Below are 20,303 nucleotides of genomic sequence, written 5' to 3'. Positions count from 1 at the left end.
GTAGCGGCCCTAAAAATAATAACTATAAAAGCTATGAGCAAAATAATTGATAACACAAAAAATAGGTATCGGGAGAATATCGAAAGGTTGTTGGTGGGGACGGATATTGCTTTTAATGGCGATAATCCTTGGGATATTCGTGTTTATAACAGTGACCTGTACCAACGCATCCTGACCCAAGGCTCTTTGGGCTTGGGGGAAGCGTATATGGATGAATGGTGGGACTGCCATCAGCTTGATGAGTTGTTCAACAAGATTTGCCAGGCGCAATTGGAAAATAAAGTCGTTGTTGACCCGCAAACGTTCATGAACCGGATCTTGGGGTGTGTCGTCAACCGGCAAAGCCTCCGGCATGCGCCCGAGCTGATCAAATGGCATTATGACATCGGCAATGACTTATACAGCCGGATGCTCGACAAACGCCTGACTTATAGCTGCGGGTACTGGAAGGACGCGAAAAACCTTGATGAGGCCCAGGAGCATAAGTTTGATTTGATCTGCCGGAAACTGAACCTGCAAGCTGGACAAAAAATCCTCGATATTGGCTGCGGTTGGGGCAGTTTTATGAAATTTGCGGTGGAGCGTTACCGTGTGTCCTGCGTCGGCGTGACGCTGTCAAGGGAGCAGGTCGCTTTGGGTAAAGAGTTGTGCCAGGATATGCCGATAGAGATCCGTCTGATGGATTACCGGGAGCTACATGAGAATTTTGACCATATCGTTTCAATAGGCATGTTTGAACATGTCGGTTTCAAAAATTATGGCGAATACATGAGGGTGGCAAACCGCTGCCTGAAGGACGGCGGCTTGTTCCTTTTGCACACCATCGGCAGCAGTAAGTCCAGGATTACCGTGGATGCTTGGATGGGCAAGTATATTTTCCCTGAAAGCATGTTGCCGTCGATCAAGCAAATTGGCAAGGCCGCCGAAGGCCAGTTTGTCATTGAAGATGTGCATAATTTCGGTGCCGATTACGACAAGACCTTGATGTGCTGGTTTGATAATTTTTCTAAAAACTGGCAAGCCATCATAGAAAATTATGACCACCGTTTCTTTTTGATGTGGAAGTATTATTTGCTGTCTTGTGCGGGGGCTTTCCGTGCCCGTGACAACCAGCTTTGGCAAATCGTCTTATCGAAAAATGGGGTGCCGGGCGGCTATACGTCGGTGCGTTAGCGGGCTGTCTTATAGGCAGGACGGGGCTCACAGTTGGCAGTAGGCCTCCCGTCCTGCATTGGCAAAAGGCCTTAGCTAAGCTTCCTTCAACGCCTCATAAACCCCCAGCGTAAAACGCGGCGAACAAATCGCCAAAAAAACCAAATCATCCTCGCCAATATTGGTGATCTGTTGCGGGCATAGCGGCGGGATAATGACCACATCGCCCGCCGCCACGTTTTGTGGCGCCAGATCATCAATCCTAACCATCCCGGCTCCTGCCAGCACGACATAACGCTCCACTACGCCTTGCAAACGGTGCAGTTTGGTGGTGACCCCTGGCCTGACCCGCGCCCTGGCTATCGAAACATCCGCATCGGCGGCGGAATTGGACAATTCCAAAATAAAACAGCCCTCGTCAAAATAATATTCCTCGTCTTCGTCGGCTTTTAAGATTTGTGCTTGCATGGTTCAACGCTCCGATTCTTTTTTGGCGACTTTGTCGCGTAAATAAACTGGCATGGCTTGCTCCACGGGTACGGCTTGGCCTAGGTCAAAGCCGCGTTGGCCTAATGCGGCGATTGCCCGCGCCCTAGGCAGGTGATCGCTTTCAAAATGCGTGATTTGGTCGCCTAAGCGTTCCAGCAGCGCGGCCTGATAAACGCCCCAACCCGTGCCCAGGCCAACGCCGGACAATTCGGGAAACTCAACCAACCCAGGCGGCGTGACCGCTTCTTCGCCCATGAGCTGGGCAAAACCCTTGGCGTCGCGCTGGTAAACGCCCCAGAAGATTTCCCCCATCCGTGCATCCATCGCCACAAATGCAACGTTTTCATCATGGTGGTCAAAATAATCCTGGGCAATCGCCGCCAGGGTCGATACCGGAACCACCAGCAAATCCAGCCCCAAAGCTAGGCCTTGGATAATCCCCGTGGCAATGCGCACGCCCGTAAACGATCCGGGGCCACGGCCAAACGCCAAACCTTCCAAATCGGCAGGCTGTAATCCGGCTTCGTTCACCAGCCCATCGAGCATCGGCAAGATCAGTTGCGTATGGTCTTTGCTGGCGAGTTCATAACGTTCGCTGATGGCGCCTTCTATGGATAGCGCTGCCGAACACGCATCGGTTGCGGTTTCTACGGCGAGTAGTTTCATGGTAAGTCCCTATGGAAAATCGGTTTAAACGGCTAATGGCCGCGAAGCGTGGCCGGTTGGGCCGCCTCGGCAATTGCTCCTGCATTGCTCTATCTCCTGCATCCATGCAGTCGTAATGCGCCAACTGTGGGTAACCGTATATTAGACATCTTTCCTAAATACAGGCATATCTCAAGTTGACCAATGCAGCCACCAAATTCCAGGTCAGGGAGTAGTTTTTGTGTTTTCCCCGATAAACGTCCTTGACGATCCTGAAAATCTTGCATCGGCGGTTGACATGCTCAATGAAAACCCGCTGTTTTGAAAGGATTTTATTGTGGGCTTTGTCTTCGGCAGAAAGAGGCTTGCCTTTTTGCTTTTTGATAGGCAAAGTCGAATTCCGGTGATGGCCGTGCATCCCTTGGTATCCCGAATCCGCCAACAGGTTGGCTTTAGGGTGCAGCAACAGGCGGCAGCCTTTGAAGACGGCAAAGTCGTGTTGCCGCCCTTTGCCCACCACTACGGACAGGATGGCCAGCGTCAACGCGCAGATGACCAACTGGGCCTTAACCGTGTGGCGTTTTTTTTCCTGAGTAGAAGGCTTTCTGGCCTTTGACGGGGCGTTCGATGGGCTGTTCCGACACGTCAACGGCCAAGGTGGCGGCAGGGTCTTCCAACAGCGCCTTGCGCTTGGGGAGCCTTTCAATTTTGACCAACTGCCTGGCAGTGCGCGAATACACTTTATGGCAATACGACTCGCTGATGCCAAAGACCGCCCCTAAGTTTATCAAGGTCGGATAGTGGCGGAGGTAATAAAGTGTCAGTAGCAGGCGGTCTTCCGCTGCCAGTTTACTGTCCTTCCGGCCTCGCCGTGTCAGCGGGCTGAGGTTTTTTTGTTCGCTGATGTAAGCGCACAGCTTGCCGTTGAGATGCTGGAAATTTTCCTTTGACAGCCCGACCAGCCGTTTGAATTCTTCGGGGTTGTCGGTGGGCAGCTGGGCATAGGTTTTCATGGCTTTTGGGCGGCATCAGGAAGGTTGCCCATTTTAACCTTATTGGGGTTTATTTAATCTGTATTATTTAGGAAAGATGTCTATTATTCCGCAAAAAACGCCTGCACATCGGCAATATCACGCGTCCGCCTCATGGGCGGCACGCTGTCCAAAAACAGCTGCCCGTAAGAGCGTTTTAACAAGCGCGGATCACAGACCATTAAAACACCTTTATCGTTCTCGTCGCGGATCAAGCGGCCTATACCTTGCCTTAAGGCGATCACGGCGGCGGGGATTTGATGCTCGAAAAACGGGTTCTTGCCTTGCTTGGTCATGGCATCCAGACGCGCTTTCAGCACCGGGTCGCCGGGTGAGGAAAACGGCAGTTTGTCGATGATCACGCACGATAAGGCTTCGCCGCGCACATCCACACCCTCCCAAAAACTCGAAGTCCCTAGCAAAACGGCGTTCCCGACTTTTTTAAACTGTTCCAGCAATTGGATTTTCGGGCGGCTGCCTTGCACCAGCAAAGGATAAGGCAGTTTGTCTTTCAGCAAATTTTCCGCTTGTTGCAAGGCGCGGTGGCTGGTGAACAGGAAAAACGCGCGGCCTTTGCTGGCTTGCAACACGGGCAGGACAAATCCAATGATCAAAGGGATGAAATTGGGGTCATTCGGTTGCGGCAAGCCTTTGGGATGATAAAACAAGGACTTGTTGGCATAATCAAACGGGCTGCCCCAGCTTTGGCTACGCGCTTGGGTTAGCCCTAAGTTGTTGGCAAAATGGTCAAATTTGTTCGCCACGCTCAGCGTCGCCGACGTGAAGATCCAAGTGGCTTTGTGATGTTGCATGAACAGCCGGAATTCCCCGGCAATATCCAGCGGCGTACGGCTGAGGGTAAAGGTTTTGCGGTGGACTTCATACCAACGTATCCATTTGCCGCTGTTGTCATCCAGGATAGTTTTGAGTTGCTGGACTAATTCATCGGCGCGTTTGAAACACGTTTCCAAGCCTTTGGTTTTCACCGAAGCCAATTCCAATTGCACGGCCAAGGCTTGCAGTTGGGTTTTGACGGCCTGCAGCCCCGCCATAATTTTGGGGTTGCTTTCCAGCTCTTGCCATTCGCCGCGCTTCAGTTCCATGCCAAACGCCAAACGCAAGTCCTTGATTTCATGCTCCAGCTCTTCGGCGGCGGCGCGTAAGGCCGGGATGTCGGTGGCATCCTTAAAATACTCGATCAGCGCGTCTTGCGCCAGGTCATTCAATTGCTTGGCGCCGATGTTGATGCCTAAAAAATTGGACGCGGTGTCCGCCAGTTGGTGCGCCTCATCAATAACCACCACTTCGGCATTGGGCAAGAGTTCGCCAAAACCGCTGTCACGGATCGACCAATCGGCACACAGCAAATGGTGGTTGACGACCAGCACTTCGGCTTCTTGGGCTTTCTTGCGGGCTTTGACCAGAAAACAGTCGGCGTAATCGGGGCAATCTTGGCCTAGGCAATTTTCCACCGTCGAAGTCGCCAGATACCACACTTGGCTAGTTTCCGGCACATCGGCAATATCGGCGATATCGCCCGTTTGGGTACGCTTGGCCCAGGCGTTGATTTTTGACAAATCCGCCGCATCTTCCTTACTGAATCCCAGATTTGAGGTTAAGGCGTTTTTCAAGCGGTAAGTGCACAGATAATTGCTGCGGCCTTTCAGCAACGCCGCCATAAACGGCGTTTGCACAGCTTTTCGCAACACCGGCAAATCTTTGTTAAATAATTGGTCTTGCAGGTTTTTCGTGCCTGTGGAAACAATCACTTTTTGCCCTGATAAAATCGCGGGAACCAGATAGGCGAAGGTTTTGCCTGTGCCTGTACCGGCTTCTGCGAGCAAATGCTGGCGGTCAGTGATGGCGGCCTCTATGGCCTTTGCCATTTCCAGTTGCCCTGCTCGCGGTTGGAAACCTTTAATGACAGAGGCCAGTGCGCCATCGTGGCTAAAAAAAGAAGCTAATTCGGTCACTTGAATGGGTATCGAAAAAAGTCCAAAAAAACGACATAGTAGGGCAATGCGCTGAATAATGCTATGCGGAATGCATGACAAAAGCGGGAGCAGGGGCGGGAACTCCGCTAGAATAGGACTCTCCATAGCAAATACGAAAACTATCTTTAGGAGTGCGTGATGAAACGGTGTTTGTTTATTCTCTTTTTGCTGCTTAACGGCTGTTCGACGGTACCACCTGCGATTAGCGATGCGCCGCTGTATGATTTGTCTTATCTGGAAGCGATCCATCATCTTGACAAATTCAAAAATGCGCCCGTGCGTTGGGGGGGCGTAATTGTTGACGTCGCCAATGAACAATCGCGCAGTTTGGTGCAAGTGTTGGCTTATCCTTTAAACAGCCAAGGCCGTCCGCTGACCGACCAGCCCTACCAAGGGCGGTTTGTCATAACCACGCCAGAATTTTTAGACCCGGCGGTATATGAAAAAGATACCTCAATCACCGTTGCGGGAACCCTGGTGGGCGATATTGAACGTACCATAGACAAAAAGACCCTGCGTTTACCGTTGCTGACGATTACGGCGATGCATTTATGGCCGGATTATGCCACCAATTATTATGGTGGCGGATTTTACGGCGGTTACGGCCCCTATAATGGCTTTTATGGCTATCCGGCCTGGGGCTATTACCGGCCTTTTTTCTACCCTCCGTTCCGTTAAACTAAAGGGGACGCATGCTTACCATTTTTATCGCCAGCCTGGCCTTAGGGCTGTTCGCTGGCCTATTGGCCGGGCTGTTTGGCATCGGTGGCGGTTTGGTCATTGTTCCGGTGCTGGCGTTCTTCTTTAAAGGGCAAGGCTTCCCGCCCGACATCACCTTGCTGATGGCGGTCGCCACCTCGCTTGCAACTATTGCCCTGACTGCGGTTTCTTCCGTGCTGGCGCATCATCGTTTAGGTGCGGTGGTCTGGGCCAAAGTGTCGCGCCTAAGCCCGATGATTATGGTCGGCGCGGCGGCGGGGGCGGTGGTTGCCAAACAAATCCCCGCCGATTCCTTACGTTTGGTTTTGGTGGCGTTCTTGCTTTATGTCGGTACGCAAATGGCTTTCCAGCTCAAGCCTAAACCCGGTGCCGTCAAGCAACCCTTATGGCTGGATATGGGGGCGGCAACCGTGATTGGCTTAATGTCAGCCATCGTCGGTATCGGCGGTGGCACCCTGACCGTGCCGTATCTGGTCTATGGGCAACTGCCCATGCGCAATGCCGTAGCAATCTCCAGCGCCTGCGGCTTGCCCATCGCGCTTGCCGGAACCGCCAGTTACGCCTTGCTGGGTTGGGATGCGGCGAATTTGCCGGAATGGAGCTTGGGTTATGTGTCCTTGCCCGCGTTTGCCGGCGTGGGTCTGACTAGCATGATGACCGCGCCTATCGGTGCGAAACTCGCCAACAAACTGCCCGCCACACAATTGAAACGCTATTTCTCGGTGCTGTTGTGGGTGATGGCGGCCAAGTTGTTGTGGCATTAAAGGTGTTGTTACAATGGCGGCTCACTTTTTAATCTAAGGTTACCGCCCCATGTCAGAATCAGAAAATCCCGATGAGCAGTTTCTGCTCCGTGCCGATGCGCACATCCACTTGGCCAACGAGCAACTCAAAGACGCTTCTAGGGACAAAGTCTGCGCGTCCATCATGTTCGCCGCCGCACGGTTTGATGCGTGGATGAATGCCTGCGACCTGCAAACCAGCGGGCAAATGGCAAGCCACCGGGACGAAGCCATCGCCTATTTTGTCGGGCAATACCGGTTGATGTTGGAACACCACATGGATGATTACATTGCGAATTTTGCGAAGTATATGGGCGGCGATAATTCGGAGGGGTAATTTTACAGTTTAAAGCCGGAACGGGTTTATGGCCCGTTCCGTAATGTTTTGATTATTTACGGGGATGTTGAAGCGTTGACGGCAGTTACAAACCCCGTCCAGACTTGGGACGATGGAAAAAAGGGCCAGTTTGAATCAAACGGAACTGGCCTCCTCGATTCAATTTATACGAAAAGAGTAGGTGCAAAATTTTTTATTTTTCATGGACAGGGAGGTAATATCAGTTATAGAATTGAAAAGCAGTATTTGTTTTTTAATAAAAATCAATTTGTTAAAATCGCAAGCGTAATAAATGTTATTCAGTAATTGCCTGATGTCCCATTTTATCTGGGCAAATGTAGCTTATGTTCCCCTTAACTTTGTTGGTAGGCGATGAAACAGCGATTTACTTATCCACTAAATCACACGATATAGGAGAGTCACTTATGAAACATGGTGCTTTTATCGGCATAATTTTATTGTCATTGTCTTCTTATACATTCGCTGCCGATACACAGGCAACGCAAGCAAATGATGCCAAAACCAGTACGGCGACCACCCCGCCACAGCAAGACGTGGGGAAAGCCAAGGAAAACGGGCAAAAACAAAGCACGGAACCATCCCCGCAAAAACCAAGCATTGCCGATTATTGCCGTGAACATACTTGCTAAAACAAAGGTGACATAATGAACTTTAAAAAACTTATTCAGCAAACCTTATTAAGCATTATTACGATAATAACCCCTGCCGCTTATGCCGATGACCCACATTGGACATACGATGAGCAGGCCGAATGGGGGGCATTGGAAAACACCGATGTTAGCGCACCCATTCCAGAACTATACCCTTTTGCAGAATGTGGCTTAGGACAAAAACAATCTCCCGTGGATATTTCTGCGCCATCCGTGAACCTTGATATTAATCGTATTAACCTTGTTTATTCAGCTGTTCCTTTGTCCATCAGCAATAATGGGCATACGATTAAAGTAAATATGCCAATAGTTGCCAATCCAAATGCCTCGTTTGTCGGCAGAGAAAAATATCAACTGTTGCAATTCCATTTCCACGCGCCTAGTGAGCATACAATCAGTGGCGTGTCCTATCCGTTAGAAGTGCATTTTGTCCATTCGGCACCCAGCGGTAGGCTTGCTGTGGTCGGCGTATTTTTTAAAGTGGGAAAAGAAAATCTAGAATTCCAGAAGATTTTGGATAATGCGCCCCTAGTTGTAGGTGAGTTCAAGTCTGATAGTGAAGTTATTGATCCTTACAATTTATTGCCTAGCAGCAGGCTTTTTTATACCTATGCGGGTTCATTGACTACGCCGCCTTGTACAGAAGGGGTCGATTGGTATGTTCTGCGTCGTCCAATAACTGTTTCGAAGGCGCAAATTGCACAATTTGAAGCATTGTATTCCGGCAACGCCCGTGCGGTGGAGCAACTCAACGGTCGCGTTGTAGAAACTTTGCGTTGATATTGCTAGAGAAGCCACAAAGCTGTGCAAACGGATTTATCGTTTGCACAGCCTTTCCGTTAGAACTGCTGGCCATACCGTGATGTGTGGCTGTTGCCGTTTAATGGTACAAGCAACCACAGATCTTCATTACCCCGAAAAAACCACTTCCCCAACATCTCGACAAGATACAAATCTTATATCGCCAATCCCCGTTCCGCCAAAACCTACTTTTAATATCGTTGCCCAATATTTTGATGTCGTACCGGATGTGATAGCAGCCCCTAAAACCAATACCCAGTTTTTTATTGGGTATTGAAATGTCAGGCATGGACAACCTACCTTCACTACCCGGCTGGGACGGAACTGGTTAGTACCATCCCGCCCCAGTTTCTGAACAATGGATTTCAGTGAGCAGCAATAATAATATTGTCTGTTTAAATAACAGGGCCTTCAATAAAGGTGACAACCAAACTGGATTTTTCGGCATCCGCCGCATTCGCACTTATCTTATTCGCAAGAAAACGTATCTTCACCGTTTGTCCTGCGGTGCAGTTATCCGCACGTTGATAGCTCACACTGCTCCAAGTAGTGCCTGAATCGGTATACTCCCTAATGATGTGGTGATTATTGATGTCTTGTTTTACAGAGTTTTTGGTAATCCCATATTGCAAGTCCACTTCCCCTGCCGCACCGCTAGTGGCTAAAGTAATTTGTGCACTAACATTCGAAATTAAGGTGCCTGCCGCCGGACAAACAACGGTGACCGTATTTATAATTGTCGGTTGAGTGGGATCGGTACTGTCAATATTCTTAAAAAGCGTGAACGAGCGGTCAACACCGGTTTGCCCCGCGTAAGCGAGGCTACTGCAGGTTAATGCAGCTAAAACAATCAGATGACGGATAAACATAATAGCTCCTCTATGGATTTAGGCTGAAAAGAACGATATGTGCTTCAAACATATCGTTGTCCATACTGGGCTTTTAATTGCCATATATAAAGGGACACTTGACGAAAACATCAGGTATTATTTCACTGACAATTTAATGTTTTCAATGTCTTAAATATTTGTTAGCTCTAAGGCTGTGGATAAATGGCTAGCCAAGGCTTCGCGCTATCGAATCACCCCGAAAAAACCACCTCAAACCCCCGCATAAACCCGGCAACCTCCTGCCTGGCCAACACTTCCACCGGCAAAAACAAATCCCCCACCACCAAACCACGCTCCGCCAAACTTTCCGCTTCGGTGTAAATCGCCGTGACATCATACATTTCCAAGGCGTTAAAAATCGCGGCGGTGTTTTTGTAGCCACTGTGTTCCGGTTGTTGCCCGGATTTAAGCTGGAACACGCCATCATCCAACAGCAGCAAGCTGACAGGCTGGTCGAAGGCGGCGGTGGTTAGGATAATATCGAGCATTTCCTGCACAAACGCGCCGCTATGGGCGGGTTGGCGCAGGACGAACAAATAATTTTTCATCTCATCCCCAGACGATAAAACGGTCGGCTTCCAACGTGGCGGCAAGCAGTTGGCCTAATCCGGCGATGCGGAAACCGTCCGCCAAGTCATTGCCTTGTTTGCCTTGGCGCCAGGCCTCATCGGCACACAACAAGCCGCGCCGTTGCGCAGCGGAAATGCACACTGCCAAGTCGATATGATGCTCTTTTGCCAAGGCTTGCCATTGTTGGGTTTGTGAGGGTTCGTCATCGGGGGGTGTGGCGTATTTCAGCGCGTGATAAATGCCGTCATGATAAAAGAACACTTGTAAAATTTGATGCCCCTCAGCCACGGCGGCTTTGATGAACGCGCAAGCGGTACGTCCGGCGTTGGCCTGGTAAGGGCTGGAGTTGATTTGTAGGGCGAATTTCATAGTTTGTATGGCGCGGTCAGGGGGGTGATGATTTATAATCGTGGCTATTATTTTACAAGTTTGTGTATCATGAAAACTATTTCTGGCTTAATTGGTCTTGTAGTTTATCTTTCTGTCCCAGATCTATTTTCCGACACCCCACCATGAAATGTAAACTTGCCACTATCCCTTTGGCCTTAAGCCTCGCGTTATTTCCTGCCCCGCAGCAAGCGCTTGAAATCAGTAAAATCGACCTGCCTGACCTAGGCGATTCTTCCGGCACATTGATTACCGCCGAAGAAGAGAAAGAATTGGGGGAAGCTTTTTTCCGCAGCCTCCATTCCCAAATCACCATCAGCCAAGATGCCGAAATCCAACAATATATCCAGACCCTAGGGCAACGCTTGGTCGAGCATAGCGATATGCCCAGCCATCCGTTTTATTTTTTCGTGGTCATGGAAAATGACATCAATGCGTTTGCCGGCCCCGGCGGCTATATCGGCGTCAATTCGGGGCTGATTTTAATGACGGAAGCCGAAAGCGAACTGGCTTCGGTCATGGGGCACGAAATTGGCCACGTCACCCAACGGCATTTGTACCGTAGCGCGGAAGCCGCCAGCCGCTTGTCCATCCCGACCATGGCGGCGACTTTGGCGGCCATTTTGTTGGGCACGCAGTCAGCGGCGGCGGCGCAGGCGGCGATTGTCGCCATCCAGGCGGGCAGCGTCCAGTTCCAGATCAATTTCACCCGCGAACACGAAGAAGAAGCTGACCGTGTCGGTATGCAAACTTTGGCAGGGGCGGAATTTGACCCGCGCAGCATGCCGACGTTCTTTGAGCGCCTACAGCAATCCACCAGGTTTTACGGGCAAAACGTCCCTGAATTTTTACGCACCCACCCGGTCACCGCGTCGCGGATTTCCGACACGCGCGGACGGGCGGAAACGTATCCGTATAAACAATATCCCGATTCGTTGGGCTATCAACTGACCAAAGCGAAAATCAGGGTGATGACAGGGCTGAACGATACGGACACGCTGAATTTTTTCCAATCGCGTCTGAACCAAGGAACCGATGACCAACGCCTGGTCGCCCGTTATGGTTTGGGTTTGGCCATGCTGAAATTGCAGAAATTTAAGGAGGCGGAAGCCATCCTGCAAGATTTGCACAAGGCCTATCCCCGTCAAGTCCAATATACCTCAGCTCTAGCGCGGACAGCGTTGGACAGCCGTGATTTCAGCACCGCCGTATTGCGCTACAAAAAGCTGGCGGAAGATTATCCGGAAAATGAAGCCATCAAGCTGGATTACATTAACGCCTTGATCAAAGTTGGAAAACCTGAAGAGGCTAAAGATAATTTGGCGTTGCTCAACCCCGCGACGCAACGCTTGCCGATTTATTGGGAATTGCTTGCGCAAGTTTATAGTTATCTGAAACAACCCGCCGAATCCCACCGTTACTTGGCGGAATATTATTATGTGACCGGGCAAATCCGAGAAGCCATTCTACAGATCAGGCTGGCGCAAAAATCCAAAGGCCTGACGGCACAATTGTCTTCCATCTTGGCTGACCGGCTAAACTTTTTCCTGACCCAGGAATATGAAATCCGTCGTAGCCGATAGCCGATGGTGAAAAATGGTCATGCGGTTGGTTATACGGATTTTAAGCCCATTCTGAACCCAAGCTTAACAAAACGCAGTCCTTGCCGATTATTTTAAAAAATTTTAATTTTGTCGACTCGCTAACAAATTATATTTATTGGATTTTTTTTTTATTACAGGATTTTTACAGTTAAACTGTTTCCGTTTCATAGACAAGGTGGTTTTTCTCAGGATACAATAACGCACCTTTTAGAGAGTTAGACAGCGTAAAAGCTGGCTAAAAAGGGGGAGGAGGAGCCGGAAGGCTCAAATATAACAATAATAAAAAATCAGTCAAATTAGTTGAGTTGGGTTAAATTTTTTAACTAATAATAACAATAATAAAGACTCAATACGCCCGCTTTATGCGGGCTTTTTATTGCCTGCCGTTTTAGGGCGGTTGACTGTCAATGCCTTTGGCTTATGTCTGGGGGTACCGGAAGGTCAGCAGCCATCCCCTCCCATGCACTGGTTGACTTCCACCGTAATATGCGAGAGCTTCCCTAAACCTTGTAGCCTATAAAAAGGTTTGAGCAACGCCTTATAATAGTCCGGTGATTGGGGGTGGTGCGACACCAGCGAAATGATCACCGCAAAATGCCCTGGTCCCACGCACCAAATATGCAAGTCGGCGACCCGGTTGTCGGCGTCCTGTTCAATCGCCTGCTGTATTGTGGTTTTGTAATGCAGATCCAGGCTTTCATCTGTCAGCACCGGGCTGGTTTCGCGGACCAGCGAGTGGGACCAACGGGCAATGATTAACGCGCCGACGATGCCCATAGCCGGGTCTAGCCAATTCAAACCATAATATTTACCCGTAGCTAAAGCGATAATCGCCAGTACGGAAGTCAGTGCGTCCGCCAGCACATGTGCGTAAGCGGCTTTAAGGTTATGGTCTTGGTGGTGATGTTCATGGGGATCATGATGATGGGCGTGGTCATGGCCGTGATGGTCTTTAAGCAACAAGGCGCAAAGGACATTCACCAACAACCCTACTCCGGCGACAATAATCGCCTCGTCAAAATGGATCTCCCTAGGATGTAAAATCCGCTCGCCCGACTCAACCAGCATCATAATCGCCACCACGCCCAGCGCAATGGAACTGGCAAACCCGCCCAGCACCCCGACTTTGCCAGGGCTGAATGCAAAGGTGTGGTCATCTGCGTGGAGCCGGGAATAGCGGTAAGCGAACAGCGTGATCACAAACGCCGCGACATGCGTCGCCATATGCCAGCCATCCGCCAGCAAAGCCATCGAGCCAAAAACCGTACCGGCGGCGATTTCCAACACCATCATTAAAAACGTCAGCACCAACACCTGCCACGTGCGCCGCTCGCCTTTTTTATTGATCACCGCAAAATCATGGTGATGCTGCAAATCTTTGAGTTTTCGTGAGTGCATGTGGTGGTTCCAATTTTGATGATGGCTGTTTGGTGGTTGTTCCTGCTTATGCTTTATACCATTGCATTTGCCGATTTATCAAACGCCCAAGTGCTTGGGCAATATTTTTTGCATATGAGCCGATGTCCATCCCGTTACAAAAAGTTTACACCCTCGTTTCCAAACAGCAACAAATCACCCAATACCTAGGCGCCGGAACCCAAAAAATCGACGACATGATAAAAACCGCCAAACAGGCTATCGCTCTACCCTACAAGAATACCGCACCGCCTTACTCACCGCTTGCCGTGACCGGAAAAATCGATGTGTGGGGTTTTAGGTCTTACGGGGGCTAGGAAAGTATATTAAGATTGCGGTTAGTTTACTTTTGGCTATTGGTAGATTCAATTCCGAAGTGCAATCCTTGTGCTCCTGCGGCTTTTTGCAATGTGCCAGCAAAAAACACGCCGGTTCCGGTGCCCCCTTGTAGGTATTAGGAAGCCCACTGTCTTCTAGGCGGGCAACAACCCGCTTGAGAGGGGCATTTCTGCTTGGTGAAGCTGTTGGCCTTCGCATGGTTGGCCTGCTTGACGATGTTTTGCCCGTCATGGGTAAACATCGGCTCGGTAAGCCCTAGATTATTCGCCACTTCGGTAAGCCCTAGATTATTCGCCACTGTTGGGGCGCCATCCCGATCCGCACGCTTACGGTGCCTGTCCTAAACTATGCCGTATATTTGTTGCGGACGGCCGGGGCAAGGTCATTTTGGGCCTGTGCTGAAATGGCATGATAAAAAAACAGAAGCGTTCGCCACCAGCCCTTGCCACTTAAAAGTGGGATCAAATTACTAGGCAATTAGCAAAGCATTTATGACCAATGAAAAAATACTTTTAGCAAATGGTATTCTGGACTATTTTGGCAAGCACAGTTTGCCTCCCCCTGTTATCGTAGGAGGGGTAGGCGGGTCTGGGACGCGCTTGATTGTTAAGCTATTGCGTGAAATGTCTATTCAAATGGGCGAAAATGTTAACGTCTCTGAAGATGCAAAAGAGTTTATTGGTATTTATGACGCGCACATAACAGCTTATTTGTTAAAACAATTTATCGATATGCCTGTTTTTCAGGCGGACTTGCTATCAGCTATCAAAGCGCATCGCCAGAACATGGTGTCCGGGAATTGGGGGTGGAAAAATCCAAGGACTATATATCTTCTTCCTATACTCGACAAACTCATGCCAAGCTTTAATTATATTCATGTTATTAGGGATGGCCTTGAAATGGTTGGCTCGTCTAATAAAAAGCAACTAGAAAAATATCAAAGTTGTTTGCTAAGTTCAGAGCAAGTCATGTTGCCATCTGACATCCGGGCGATATTGTTTTGGGCAACCGTTAATCAATCCGCCTCAAATTATGGCATTGCTCATATGGGTGAAAGATATATGTTGCTGCGTTTTGAAGACGTATGCAGTGATCCAACTGAGGCGATGCGGCCTATAGCTGAACGTCTTGGTTTGGTATTGCCAAAAAAGTGGAATGAAACCATTAGGCCGCCTGAAAAAAGAAAGGAGAAAATACGAATTGATAATTTGAGCCAAATACTGGCTGTAAGCGGGGATGCCTTAAAAAGGTTTGGTTATCTGTACTGATTTTGGCCATATCGTTGTTAAATACCTGTTCAAATGATGATGGGTTTGTCGTTATGTTGAAAAGGACATTTATGAACCTATTATTTTTGTTATCGGTTAAGTTAATAAGTGTCCCTAGGGGAGCTTAAAAACATCCGGGAGAACATGTAGCCATTTCATTAGCCATTGTTATTTTCTCCAGCCGCTACAATCCCAGTTTAATAGTTTTTCTATGCAGGATAACTCATCTTCATAAATATCAAGTAAAAAGTTTTTTTCTTCTATGCGCATATCGCCAATATATGGGGTTGCGAAAATGGTTTGTCTTTCAATGGGGGTGAGTTTTTCAACACCCAAAAATCCAAACACTTCATCAAGGGTTTTTTGGGGGCTTGTTTTTAAATCTTCGTGCCGTAGTACCAATGTGTTGGCTTTGGGGAAATAGCGCCACATTTTTTGCAATTGCTTGCTATAAAACCCCCGGTCAATATACGAATAAACCCTATGTTGAAAAGGCAATGCTTCCTGGCATCTCCGCTGTTCATTATAAATGGCCTCCCAAAAACTAAGCCTTTCCTTGTTTTTACTGAACTCCATGTTCCAGTGTGAAAACGCCCTTTCTATAGGGTTTCTTAAGATAAGGATGATTTTCATTGCCGGATTATATTGCCAAATGCGCTTGGGTGCGTTTTGCCAATACATATAAATGGGGGTGCATTCACCTAATAAAGTGTGTGTCGGATTTGGCGAGAACGCCCTGTGGTAGAGTGAATAGTCGACGGTGTTTTGGGTAAAGAAAGATTCATTATCGAAAAAATGCACCTCTTTTGGAATTGCCATGCAAATTTCCGGGTGCAATTTAAGGTAAGCATGTAAAGCCGTTGTGCCTGCTTTTTGGGCACCAGCTATTAAAAAATTGACTTTTTTTTCCATAAGAAAAATGATGAGTTGGCCAAAAAATGATCCCCTAAGCCCCAGGCAATTTTTTAGATATAACCGCAGTATTTAAGGTCTTCCTCTATCATGCTGAAAAATTCATCAGGTAATTCAATTTGCTTGGTTTTAGATGTGTCAATTTTTTCGTGGATATATTCAGGCGATAATTTTTTGTTGCCGACACCGTCTAGCATTGTTTGTTCGTATTGGACGCCTAGAAATTGGCAGATTTCCATTAATACGGCTTGAGGTTGATGCAATAGCGTTTCGAATCTGACGCATAGGTTATTGGCATGGTGGTTTGAAAAAAATTGGTAACATTCAACAGAATATTTCCAGCGTTTACATGCCATTTCCATCGGTTGCCCCGTCCTCCGTACTTTTGAGTTTACGCATGTCCTGCCGTCCCGCAAAATAAATATTATTTTTGTATTTTTCAGGTAATCATTAAAAAATGTGTCCAGTACGTTGATGGTTTGTCCGGGGTTGGCGGCATTATGGTCTTCCAATCCAAATAGTTGTTCGGTGGTGATTTTGTTGCCCCATAGGGAATTTGGGTGATTGCCGGCCATTTGCTTGCAGGCCGAGATGAATGCCGTTGCACGTTGGTGGAACATCCCGTCGCCTTGATAGGGGAGCTCTTTGCCCATCAGGTAGGCGACCGAAAACAGCTCAAAGCCAACTTCCAATTTTGGGTGATAATCAAGTAATCCCGCCATCAGGCTGGTCCCTCCCCGTCCTGCGCCGACAATCAGGAAGTTAACGTTATTATTGTCTGGCATTTTCTCTCCTTGCTTTTTATGAAGGCTCAAATGGGGTTTATAGGGCTGCTGGCGATGTAGTATATTGCCTAATGGCAGTTAATTGAATAAGCGGGGCCCCCACATTAACCTTGATGTTGGCAACGGCCAAGCGTGCTTGTTCCATTTTTAAGTGATGGCTTATTTAGGGTTTCTTTATGTTAGTTTCAGTGCACATACCAAAGACTGGCGGAACTTCTTTCCAGGAATTTTTAAAATTACATTTTAAGGAGGGGCTTTTCCTTGATTATGTTGATAAGCCAATGTCAAAAGATTCGGATACCAGGAATAGGGAGGCAATGGAAAATCAAGCGAATTCAAAGGATTGCACTTATGATTGTGTCCATGGGCATTTTTTGCCGGTCAAATATGACGTGGCTGAAAAAAATAATGTCTTTGCCGTATGGTTTAGGGATCCAGTGGAACGTGTCATTTCGCGGTTTTATCATGGTAAAAGGAATGTCAATGGCCATCTGGTTACCGAGTCGATGTCTTTAGAAGAGTTTTGTGAAATAGAGCGTCTTAATAATCTATATGAAAAATATTTATGGAATTTTTCTATCAACAAATTTGATTTTATTGGGATCACTGAAGATTATGACAATAGCTTGCAGCTATTCCGAAAACAATTGGGCATAAATGCCTTGGGTAGGTTTCATGCCAACGCAAACCCTAACAAAATGAAGGATACATATGAAATCACTACAGATTTAAGAAAAACTATTCTTAATGCCAACCGGCAGGATTATGAAATTTATCGCGAGGCGCTTGATATCAATAATAAACTAAAAAAGAAGTTTTGGGTTTAAGGGTCGGTGCGCAGTATTCCGTAGAGGCCGCCACGCAGGTCTGGCCTTTTTGCGTTGCCAGCCAAACCGTTCACTGGCAAACCTGCTGGTTTATGGATGTTGCAAACCGGGGGTCTGGGTGGCGCCACCCTGCTATCAAGGGCGGATGGGTAAAACCAAAAAACAATCCGATAAGCCATTTTCCGGTTATGATTGTCCGTTAGAAATATTTGAAATTATCTGTCTTTCAGACCCAAAAATGAAGGTAAATAACAATGATGGAATGGTTGCTTGCTCCGCTGGCATATTTGATTGGTTCAGTTTGTAGTGCGATTATTGTTTGCCGCTTGATGGGGTTGCCAGATCCTCGTGAGCAGGGGTCGGGAAATCCTGGGGCGACAAATGTGATGCGTTTTGGTGGTAAAAAAGCGGCGAGTATTACGCTATTGGGTGATTTGCTAAAAGGCTTGGCCCCTGTCTATGGCGCAAAGTTACTGGGCGTGCCTATGGAGCTATTGGCGATTACCGGATTGGCGGCTTTTATGGGGCATTTGTACCCGGTGTTTTTTGCTTTCAAAGGTGGCAAAGGTGTCGCCACGTCAGTCGGTGTGTTGCTCGGTTTTTCCTGGATATTGGGGTTGTCGGTTATGGTAACCTGGGTTTTGGTTTATAAGATAGGCAAAATTTCATCCTTATCGGCGTTGGTCGCTTCATTGCTTTCGCCATTTTTTGCATGGTTTATTCTCGGCGACCTAAACATAGTTGGTGCTGCGGCCGTGATGATGGTGTTTTTGCTTTGGCGGCATAAAACCAATATCCAACGCTTGTTAGCAGGAGAAGAGAGCTAGGGAATTCTTAAACATGGGATTGGGTTGTTTGTTTGGCAGGCCCATCACTGGCAATTTGATAATTCACCCATGGGCCAGCGCGGCCTGGCAAAAATCCGTAAATCTTGCTGCTGTCCTGCTAGTAAGCGTTGGCAGCCAGCATAAGCAATCATTGCGCCGTTGTCGGTACAAAACTGTGGTCTTGGAAAATAGATGTCCGCCTTTTCTTTTAAGACCATTTCGGTCAGTGCAGCACGGATTTGCTTGTTGGCGCTGACACCGCCCGCAACCACCAATCTGGCCAGGCCGGTCTGCTGCAAGGCGCGTCTGCATTTGATAACCAGGGTTTCAGATACGGCAGTTTGAAAGGCTTCTGCAATATCGGCTTTATCTTGTGCCGACTTTTCAGAGGCGTTGAAGGTGTTGAGGGTAAAGGTTTTTAAGCCGCTGAAACTGAAGTCCAAGCCTGGGCGATCCGTCATGGGGCGCGGAAATGTGAAGGCCGGCTTGCCATGTCGGGCAAGTTCTGACAGCTTGGGCCCGCCTGGATAACCTAGCCCTAGCAATTTTGCGGTTTTGTCAAAAGCTTCGCCAGCGGCATCATCTAGCGATTCGCCTAGCAGTTGATAATCACCAATTCCTGCCACCCGCACCAATAGGGTGTGGCCGCCAGAGATCAGTAGGGCGACAAATGGGAACTGCGGCGCATTTTCTTCCAGCATTGGCGCGAGCAAGTGGCCCTCCATGTGGTGGACGGCAATCGCCGGAACTCGCCACGCCCATGCCAAGCTCCGTGCAGTTGCTGCGCCCACCAGTAAGGCGCCCATGAGGCCGGGGCCTGCGGTGTAGGCTATGCCGCCAATCATGCGGCTAGATAAATGGCTGTCGAGCAATGTTTGTTTGATTAGCGGGACTAACTTGCGGATATGGTCACGCGATGCCAGTTCCGGGACGACGCCGCCGTACTCGCTGTGCATGTCGATTTGGCTGTATAAAAAATGGCTTATCAAGCCTTGTTTAGGGTGGTAAATGGCGACACCCGTCTCATCGCAAGAAGTTTCTATGCCTAAAACGTACATTGAGTTTTTGAAAATGGCTAAAGTAAAGGTATAATTCAGGGCTTTTTAGCTCAGCCGCTAACTGGGCTAGCCAAATTTAATATTAACATACTTGGAACAACATAATGCCGTCAGTAAAAATTAAAGAAAACGAACCTTTTGACATTGCCATTCGCCGTTTTAAACGCGCTTGTGAAAAAGCGGGTGTTTTAGCAGAAGTCCGCCGCCGTGAGTTTTATGAGAAACCAACGGCAGAGCGCAAGCGCAAAGGTGCGGCGGCCGTTAAAAGGCACTTGAAAAAATTGGCTCGTGAGCGTTATGCCTTGAAAAACCTGCGTCGTGGCCGTCCTGCACTCTGATTATGGGCGACTTATTGACAGACCGCATCAAGGGTGAAATGAAAGCCGCTATGAAAAGCGGCGACAAAGCGCGGTTGGGTGTGATTCGTCTAATGTTGTCAGCCATTAAGCAAGTCGAAGTGGATGAGCGTATTGTTTTAGACGACCAGCACACTATTGCCGTGTTAGATAAAATGGTCAAACAGCGCCGTGAGTCCATTCGGCAGTATGGCGATGCTGGCCGCGATGACCTGGTTGCTGTTGAAGAGGCCGAGGTTCTGGTGATCCAGGATTTTCTGCCGCAAGCCCTGTCTGAAGTTGAGATTGACCAAATGATCAGTGCTGCCGTTGCGCAATCTGGAGCGGCTTCTGTTAAGGACATGGGTAAGGTCATGGGGTTGTTGAAAAATGCCATGCAAGGCCGCACTGATATGTCTGTGGTGGGTGCCAAGATCAAGGCGGCGCTGGCTGAATAAGTATT

At 48.4% G+C, this 20,303-nt stretch carries 26 protein-coding genes; 13 read left to right on the top strand and 13 right to left on the bottom strand.

What is annotated here, in order from left to right:
* Nucleotides 1-33 precede the first annotated feature (33 nt).
* A complete protein-coding gene (cfa, locus tag METMI_RS0101565) occupies nucleotides 34-1,173 on the top strand; it encodes a cyclopropane fatty acyl phospholipid synthase (RefSeq protein ID WP_156829743.1) in 1,140 nt (379 codons plus the stop codon).
* Nucleotides 1,174-1,248: 75 nt separating this feature from the next.
* Here cfa and METMI_RS0101560 read toward each other — a convergent pair whose 3' ends face one another.
* From METMI_RS0101560 to METMI_RS0101545, 5 genes are all read right to left on the bottom strand, one after another.
* A complete protein-coding gene (locus METMI_RS0101560; RefSeq protein ID WP_019864424.1) occupies nucleotides 1,249-1,620 on the bottom strand; it encodes a cupin domain-containing protein in 372 nt (123 codons plus the stop codon).
* Nucleotides 1,621-1,623: 3 nt separating this feature from the next.
* The gene (gene tsaB / locus METMI_RS0101555; RefSeq protein WP_019864423.1) at nucleotides 1,624-2,307 is read right to left on the bottom strand and encodes a tRNA (adenosine(37)-N6)-threonylcarbamoyltransferase complex dimerization subunit type 1 TsaB; all 684 of its coding nucleotides are present in this window, start codon (nucleotides 2,305-2,307) and stop codon (nucleotides 1,624-1,626) included.
* Between the two features lie 154 nt (nucleotides 2,308-2,461).
* Nucleotides 2,462-2,845, bottom strand: coding sequence for an IS5/IS1182 family transposase (locus METMI_RS27665; RefSeq protein WP_019864421.1), 384 nt, complete (start codon nucleotides 2,843-2,845; stop codon nucleotides 2,462-2,464).
* Between the two features lie 7 nt (nucleotides 2,846-2,852).
* The gene (locus METMI_RS27660; RefSeq protein WP_019864420.1) at nucleotides 2,853-3,299 is read right to left on the bottom strand and encodes a transposase family protein; all 447 of its coding nucleotides are present in this window, start codon (nucleotides 3,297-3,299) and stop codon (nucleotides 2,853-2,855) included.
* 83 nt (nucleotides 3,300-3,382) lie between these two features.
* Nucleotides 3,383-5,290: an ATP-dependent DNA helicase gene (locus METMI_RS0101545; RefSeq protein WP_019864419.1), complete on the bottom strand. Its 1,908-nt coding sequence runs from the start codon at nucleotides 5,288-5,290 to the stop codon at nucleotides 3,383-3,385.
* 159 nt (nucleotides 5,291-5,449) lie between these two features.
* On the opposite strand from METMI_RS0101545, the gene METMI_RS0101540 reads away from it, so the two are divergent.
* From METMI_RS0101540 to METMI_RS0101515, 5 genes are all read left to right on the top strand, one after another.
* The gene (locus tag METMI_RS0101540; RefSeq protein WP_019864418.1) at nucleotides 5,450-5,989 is read left to right on the top strand and encodes a Slp family lipoprotein; all 540 of its coding nucleotides are present in this window, start codon (nucleotides 5,450-5,452) and stop codon (nucleotides 5,987-5,989) included.
* Between the two features lie 14 nt (nucleotides 5,990-6,003).
* Nucleotides 6,004-6,795 carry a sulfite exporter TauE/SafE family protein gene (locus METMI_RS0101535; protein WP_019864417.1) on the top strand — a complete coding sequence of 264 codons (792 nt, stop codon included), beginning with the start codon at nucleotides 6,004-6,006 and terminating at the stop codon, nucleotides 6,793-6,795.
* 49 nt (nucleotides 6,796-6,844) lie between these two features.
* A complete protein-coding gene (locus METMI_RS0101530) occupies nucleotides 6,845-7,150 on the top strand; it encodes a DUF3144 domain-containing protein (RefSeq protein WP_019864416.1) in 306 nt (101 codons plus the stop codon).
* A 425-nt stretch (nucleotides 7,151-7,575) separates the two neighbouring features.
* A complete protein-coding gene (locus METMI_RS0101520; RefSeq protein WP_019864414.1) occupies nucleotides 7,576-7,800 on the top strand; it encodes a hypothetical protein in 225 nt (74 codons plus the stop codon).
* 15 nt (nucleotides 7,801-7,815) lie between these two features.
* Nucleotides 7,816-8,601: a carbonic anhydrase gene (locus tag METMI_RS0101515; protein ID WP_019864413.1), complete on the top strand. Its 786-nt coding sequence runs from the start codon at nucleotides 7,816-7,818 to the stop codon at nucleotides 8,599-8,601.
* Between the two features lie 416 nt (nucleotides 8,602-9,017).
* Here METMI_RS0101515 and METMI_RS0101510 read toward each other — a convergent pair whose 3' ends face one another.
* From METMI_RS0101510 to tusD, 3 genes are all read right to left on the bottom strand, one after another.
* The gene (locus METMI_RS0101510) at nucleotides 9,018-9,491 is read right to left on the bottom strand and encodes a hypothetical protein (protein WP_019864412.1); all 474 of its coding nucleotides are present in this window, start codon (nucleotides 9,489-9,491) and stop codon (nucleotides 9,018-9,020) included.
* 212 nt (nucleotides 9,492-9,703) lie between these two features.
* On the bottom strand, nucleotides 9,704-10,060 hold the full coding sequence (gene tusC / locus METMI_RS0101505; protein WP_019864411.1) for a sulfurtransferase complex subunit TusC: 357 nt from the start codon (nucleotides 10,058-10,060) through the stop codon (nucleotides 9,704-9,706).
* Between the two features lies 1 nt (nucleotide 10,061).
* A complete protein-coding gene (gene tusD / locus METMI_RS0101500) occupies nucleotides 10,062-10,451 on the bottom strand; it encodes a sulfurtransferase complex subunit TusD (RefSeq protein WP_019864410.1) in 390 nt (129 codons plus the stop codon).
* A 143-nt stretch (nucleotides 10,452-10,594) separates the two neighbouring features.
* On the opposite strand from tusD, the gene METMI_RS0101495 reads away from it, so the two are divergent.
* Complete coding sequence (locus METMI_RS0101495) at nucleotides 10,595-12,052, top strand: beta-barrel assembly-enhancing protease (RefSeq protein WP_019864409.1); 1,458 nt, start codon at nucleotides 10,595-10,597, stop codon at nucleotides 12,050-12,052.
* A 462-nt stretch (nucleotides 12,053-12,514) separates the two neighbouring features.
* Here the strand turns inward: METMI_RS0101495 and dmeF are convergent, their stop codons facing one another.
* Nucleotides 12,515-13,471, bottom strand: a complete 957-nt coding sequence (dmeF, locus tag METMI_RS0101490; RefSeq protein ID WP_019864407.1) for a CDF family Co(II)/Ni(II) efflux transporter DmeF — start codon at nucleotides 13,469-13,471, stop codon at nucleotides 12,515-12,517.
* 122 nt (nucleotides 13,472-13,593) lie between these two features.
* Between dmeF and METMI_RS26660 the strand changes: the two genes are divergently transcribed.
* Entirely contained in the window at nucleotides 13,594-13,806 is a 213-nt protein-coding gene (locus tag METMI_RS26660) for a hypothetical protein (RefSeq protein WP_156829741.1), read from the top strand.
* A 137-nt stretch (nucleotides 13,807-13,943) separates the two neighbouring features.
* On the opposite strand, the gene METMI_RS26655 is transcribed toward METMI_RS26660, so the two are convergent.
* Entirely contained in the window at nucleotides 13,944-14,126 is a 183-nt protein-coding gene (locus tag METMI_RS26655; RefSeq protein WP_156829740.1) for a hypothetical protein, read from the bottom strand.
* 193 nt (nucleotides 14,127-14,319) lie between these two features.
* Here METMI_RS26655 and METMI_RS0101480 point away from each other — a divergent pair, with 193 nt between their 5' ends.
* Complete coding sequence (locus METMI_RS0101480) at nucleotides 14,320-15,096, top strand: sulfotransferase (protein ID WP_019864405.1); 777 nt, start codon at nucleotides 14,320-14,322, stop codon at nucleotides 15,094-15,096.
* Between the two features lie 168 nt (nucleotides 15,097-15,264).
* On the opposite strand, the gene METMI_RS0101475 is transcribed toward METMI_RS0101480, so the two are convergent.
* Together METMI_RS0101475 and METMI_RS0101470 are read right to left on the bottom strand one after the other, a co-directional pair.
* On the bottom strand, nucleotides 15,265-16,008 hold the full coding sequence (locus METMI_RS0101475) for a sulfotransferase domain-containing protein (protein ID WP_019864404.1): 744 nt from the start codon (nucleotides 16,006-16,008) through the stop codon (nucleotides 15,265-15,267).
* A gap of 53 nt (nucleotides 16,009-16,061) precedes the next feature.
* Nucleotides 16,062-16,793 carry a sulfotransferase family protein gene (locus METMI_RS0101470; RefSeq protein WP_019864403.1) on the bottom strand — a complete coding sequence of 244 codons (732 nt, stop codon included), beginning with the start codon at nucleotides 16,791-16,793 and terminating at the stop codon, nucleotides 16,062-16,064.
* A gap of 176 nt (nucleotides 16,794-16,969) precedes the next feature.
* Between METMI_RS0101470 and METMI_RS0101465 the strand changes: the two genes are divergently transcribed.
* The gene (locus tag METMI_RS0101465) at nucleotides 16,970-17,620 is read left to right on the top strand and encodes a sulfotransferase family 2 domain-containing protein (protein WP_083930139.1); all 651 of its coding nucleotides are present in this window, start codon (nucleotides 16,970-16,972) and stop codon (nucleotides 17,618-17,620) included.
* 254 nt (nucleotides 17,621-17,874) lie between these two features.
* The gene (plsY, locus tag METMI_RS0101455; RefSeq protein WP_029151423.1) at nucleotides 17,875-18,447 is read left to right on the top strand and encodes a glycerol-3-phosphate 1-O-acyltransferase PlsY; all 573 of its coding nucleotides are present in this window, start codon (nucleotides 17,875-17,877) and stop codon (nucleotides 18,445-18,447) included.
* A gap of 44 nt (nucleotides 18,448-18,491) precedes the next feature.
* On the opposite strand, the gene tsaD is transcribed toward plsY, so the two are convergent.
* Nucleotides 18,492-19,505: a tRNA (adenosine(37)-N6)-threonylcarbamoyltransferase complex transferase subunit TsaD gene (gene tsaD, locus METMI_RS0101450; protein ID WP_019864398.1), complete on the bottom strand. Its 1,014-nt coding sequence runs from the start codon at nucleotides 19,503-19,505 to the stop codon at nucleotides 18,492-18,494.
* A 104-nt stretch (nucleotides 19,506-19,609) separates the two neighbouring features.
* Here tsaD and rpsU point away from each other — a divergent pair, with 104 nt between their 5' ends.
* The gene (gene rpsU / locus METMI_RS0101445; RefSeq protein WP_006890759.1) at nucleotides 19,610-19,843 is read left to right on the top strand and encodes a 30S ribosomal protein S21; all 234 of its coding nucleotides are present in this window, start codon (nucleotides 19,610-19,612) and stop codon (nucleotides 19,841-19,843) included.
* 2 nt (nucleotides 19,844-19,845) lie between these two features.
* Entirely contained in the window at nucleotides 19,846-20,298 is a 453-nt protein-coding gene (locus METMI_RS0101440) for a GatB/YqeY domain-containing protein (protein ID WP_019864396.1), read from the top strand.
* The last annotated feature ends 5 nt before the right edge of the window (nucleotides 20,299-20,303 follow it).

The organism is Methylovulum miyakonense HT12 (assembly GCF_000384075.1).
Classification (GTDB): Bacteria; Pseudomonadota; Gammaproteobacteria; order Methylococcales; family Methylomonadaceae; genus Methylovulum; species Methylovulum miyakonense.
Note: the sequence above shows the minus strand (reverse complement) of the source record. Positions and strands in the feature narration are given on the sequence as shown.

Excerpts from the sequence above, each read along its gene's own strand:
- METMI_RS0101560 (WP_019864424.1), bottom strand. The coding sequence starts at position 1,620 with ATGCAAGCACAAATCTTAAAAGCCGACGAAGACGAGGAATATTATTTT.
- METMI_RS0101535 (WP_019864417.1), top strand. The coding sequence starts at position 6,004 with ATGCTTACCATTTTTATCGCCAGCCTGGCCTTAGGGCTGTTCGCTGGC.
- METMI_RS26660 (WP_156829741.1), top strand. The coding sequence starts at position 13,594 with ATGTCCATCCCGTTACAAAAAGTTTACACCCTCGTTTCCAAACAGCAA.
- METMI_RS0101480 (WP_019864405.1), top strand. The coding sequence starts at position 14,320 with ATGACCAATGAAAAAATACTTTTAGCAAATGGTATTCTGGACTATTTT.
- tsaB (WP_019864423.1), bottom strand. The coding sequence starts at position 2,307 with ATGAAACTACTCGCCGTAGAAACCGCAACCGATGCGTGTTCGGCAGCG.
- tusD (WP_019864410.1), bottom strand. The coding sequence starts at position 10,451 with ATGAAATTCGCCCTACAAATCAACTCCAGCCCTTACCAGGCCAACGCC.
- tusC (WP_019864411.1), bottom strand. The coding sequence starts at position 10,060 with ATGAAAAATTATTTGTTCGTCCTGCGCCAACCCGCCCATAGCGGCGCG.
- METMI_RS0101440 (WP_019864396.1), top strand. The coding sequence starts at position 19,846 with ATGGGCGACTTATTGACAGACCGCATCAAGGGTGAAATGAAAGCCGCT.
- METMI_RS0101515 (WP_019864413.1), top strand. The coding sequence starts at position 7,816 with ATGAACTTTAAAAAACTTATTCAGCAAACCTTATTAAGCATTATTACG.
- METMI_RS0101520 (WP_019864414.1), top strand. The coding sequence starts at position 7,576 with ATGAAACATGGTGCTTTTATCGGCATAATTTTATTGTCATTGTCTTCT.
- cfa (WP_156829743.1), top strand. The coding sequence starts at position 34 with ATGAGCAAAATAATTGATAACACAAAAAATAGGTATCGGGAGAATATC.
- METMI_RS0101495 (WP_019864409.1), top strand. The coding sequence starts at position 10,595 with ATGAAATGTAAACTTGCCACTATCCCTTTGGCCTTAAGCCTCGCGTTA.
- METMI_RS0101465 (WP_083930139.1), top strand. The coding sequence starts at position 16,970 with ATGTTAGTTTCAGTGCACATACCAAAGACTGGCGGAACTTCTTTCCAG.
- METMI_RS0101475 (WP_019864404.1), bottom strand. The coding sequence starts at position 16,008 with ATGGAAAAAAAAGTCAATTTTTTAATAGCTGGTGCCCAAAAAGCAGGC.
- METMI_RS0101530 (WP_019864416.1), top strand. The coding sequence starts at position 6,845 with ATGTCAGAATCAGAAAATCCCGATGAGCAGTTTCTGCTCCGTGCCGAT.
- METMI_RS0101540 (WP_019864418.1), top strand. The coding sequence starts at position 5,450 with ATGAAACGGTGTTTGTTTATTCTCTTTTTGCTGCTTAACGGCTGTTCG.
- METMI_RS0101470 (WP_019864403.1), bottom strand. The coding sequence starts at position 16,793 with ATGCCAGACAATAATAACGTTAACTTCCTGATTGTCGGCGCAGGACGG.
- METMI_RS27660 (WP_019864420.1), bottom strand. The coding sequence starts at position 3,299 with ATGAAAACCTATGCCCAGCTGCCCACCGACAACCCCGAAGAATTCAAA.
- METMI_RS0101510 (WP_019864412.1), bottom strand. The coding sequence starts at position 9,491 with ATGTTTATCCGTCATCTGATTGTTTTAGCTGCATTAACCTGCAGTAGC.
- dmeF (WP_019864407.1), bottom strand. The coding sequence starts at position 13,471 with ATGCACTCACGAAAACTCAAAGATTTGCAGCATCACCATGATTTTGCG.
- tsaD (WP_019864398.1), bottom strand. The coding sequence starts at position 19,505 with ATGTACGTTTTAGGCATAGAAACTTCTTGCGATGAGACGGGTGTCGCC.
- plsY (WP_029151423.1), top strand. The coding sequence starts at position 17,875 with ATGATGGAATGGTTGCTTGCTCCGCTGGCATATTTGATTGGTTCAGTT.
- rpsU (WP_006890759.1), top strand. The coding sequence starts at position 19,610 with ATGCCGTCAGTAAAAATTAAAGAAAACGAACCTTTTGACATTGCCATT.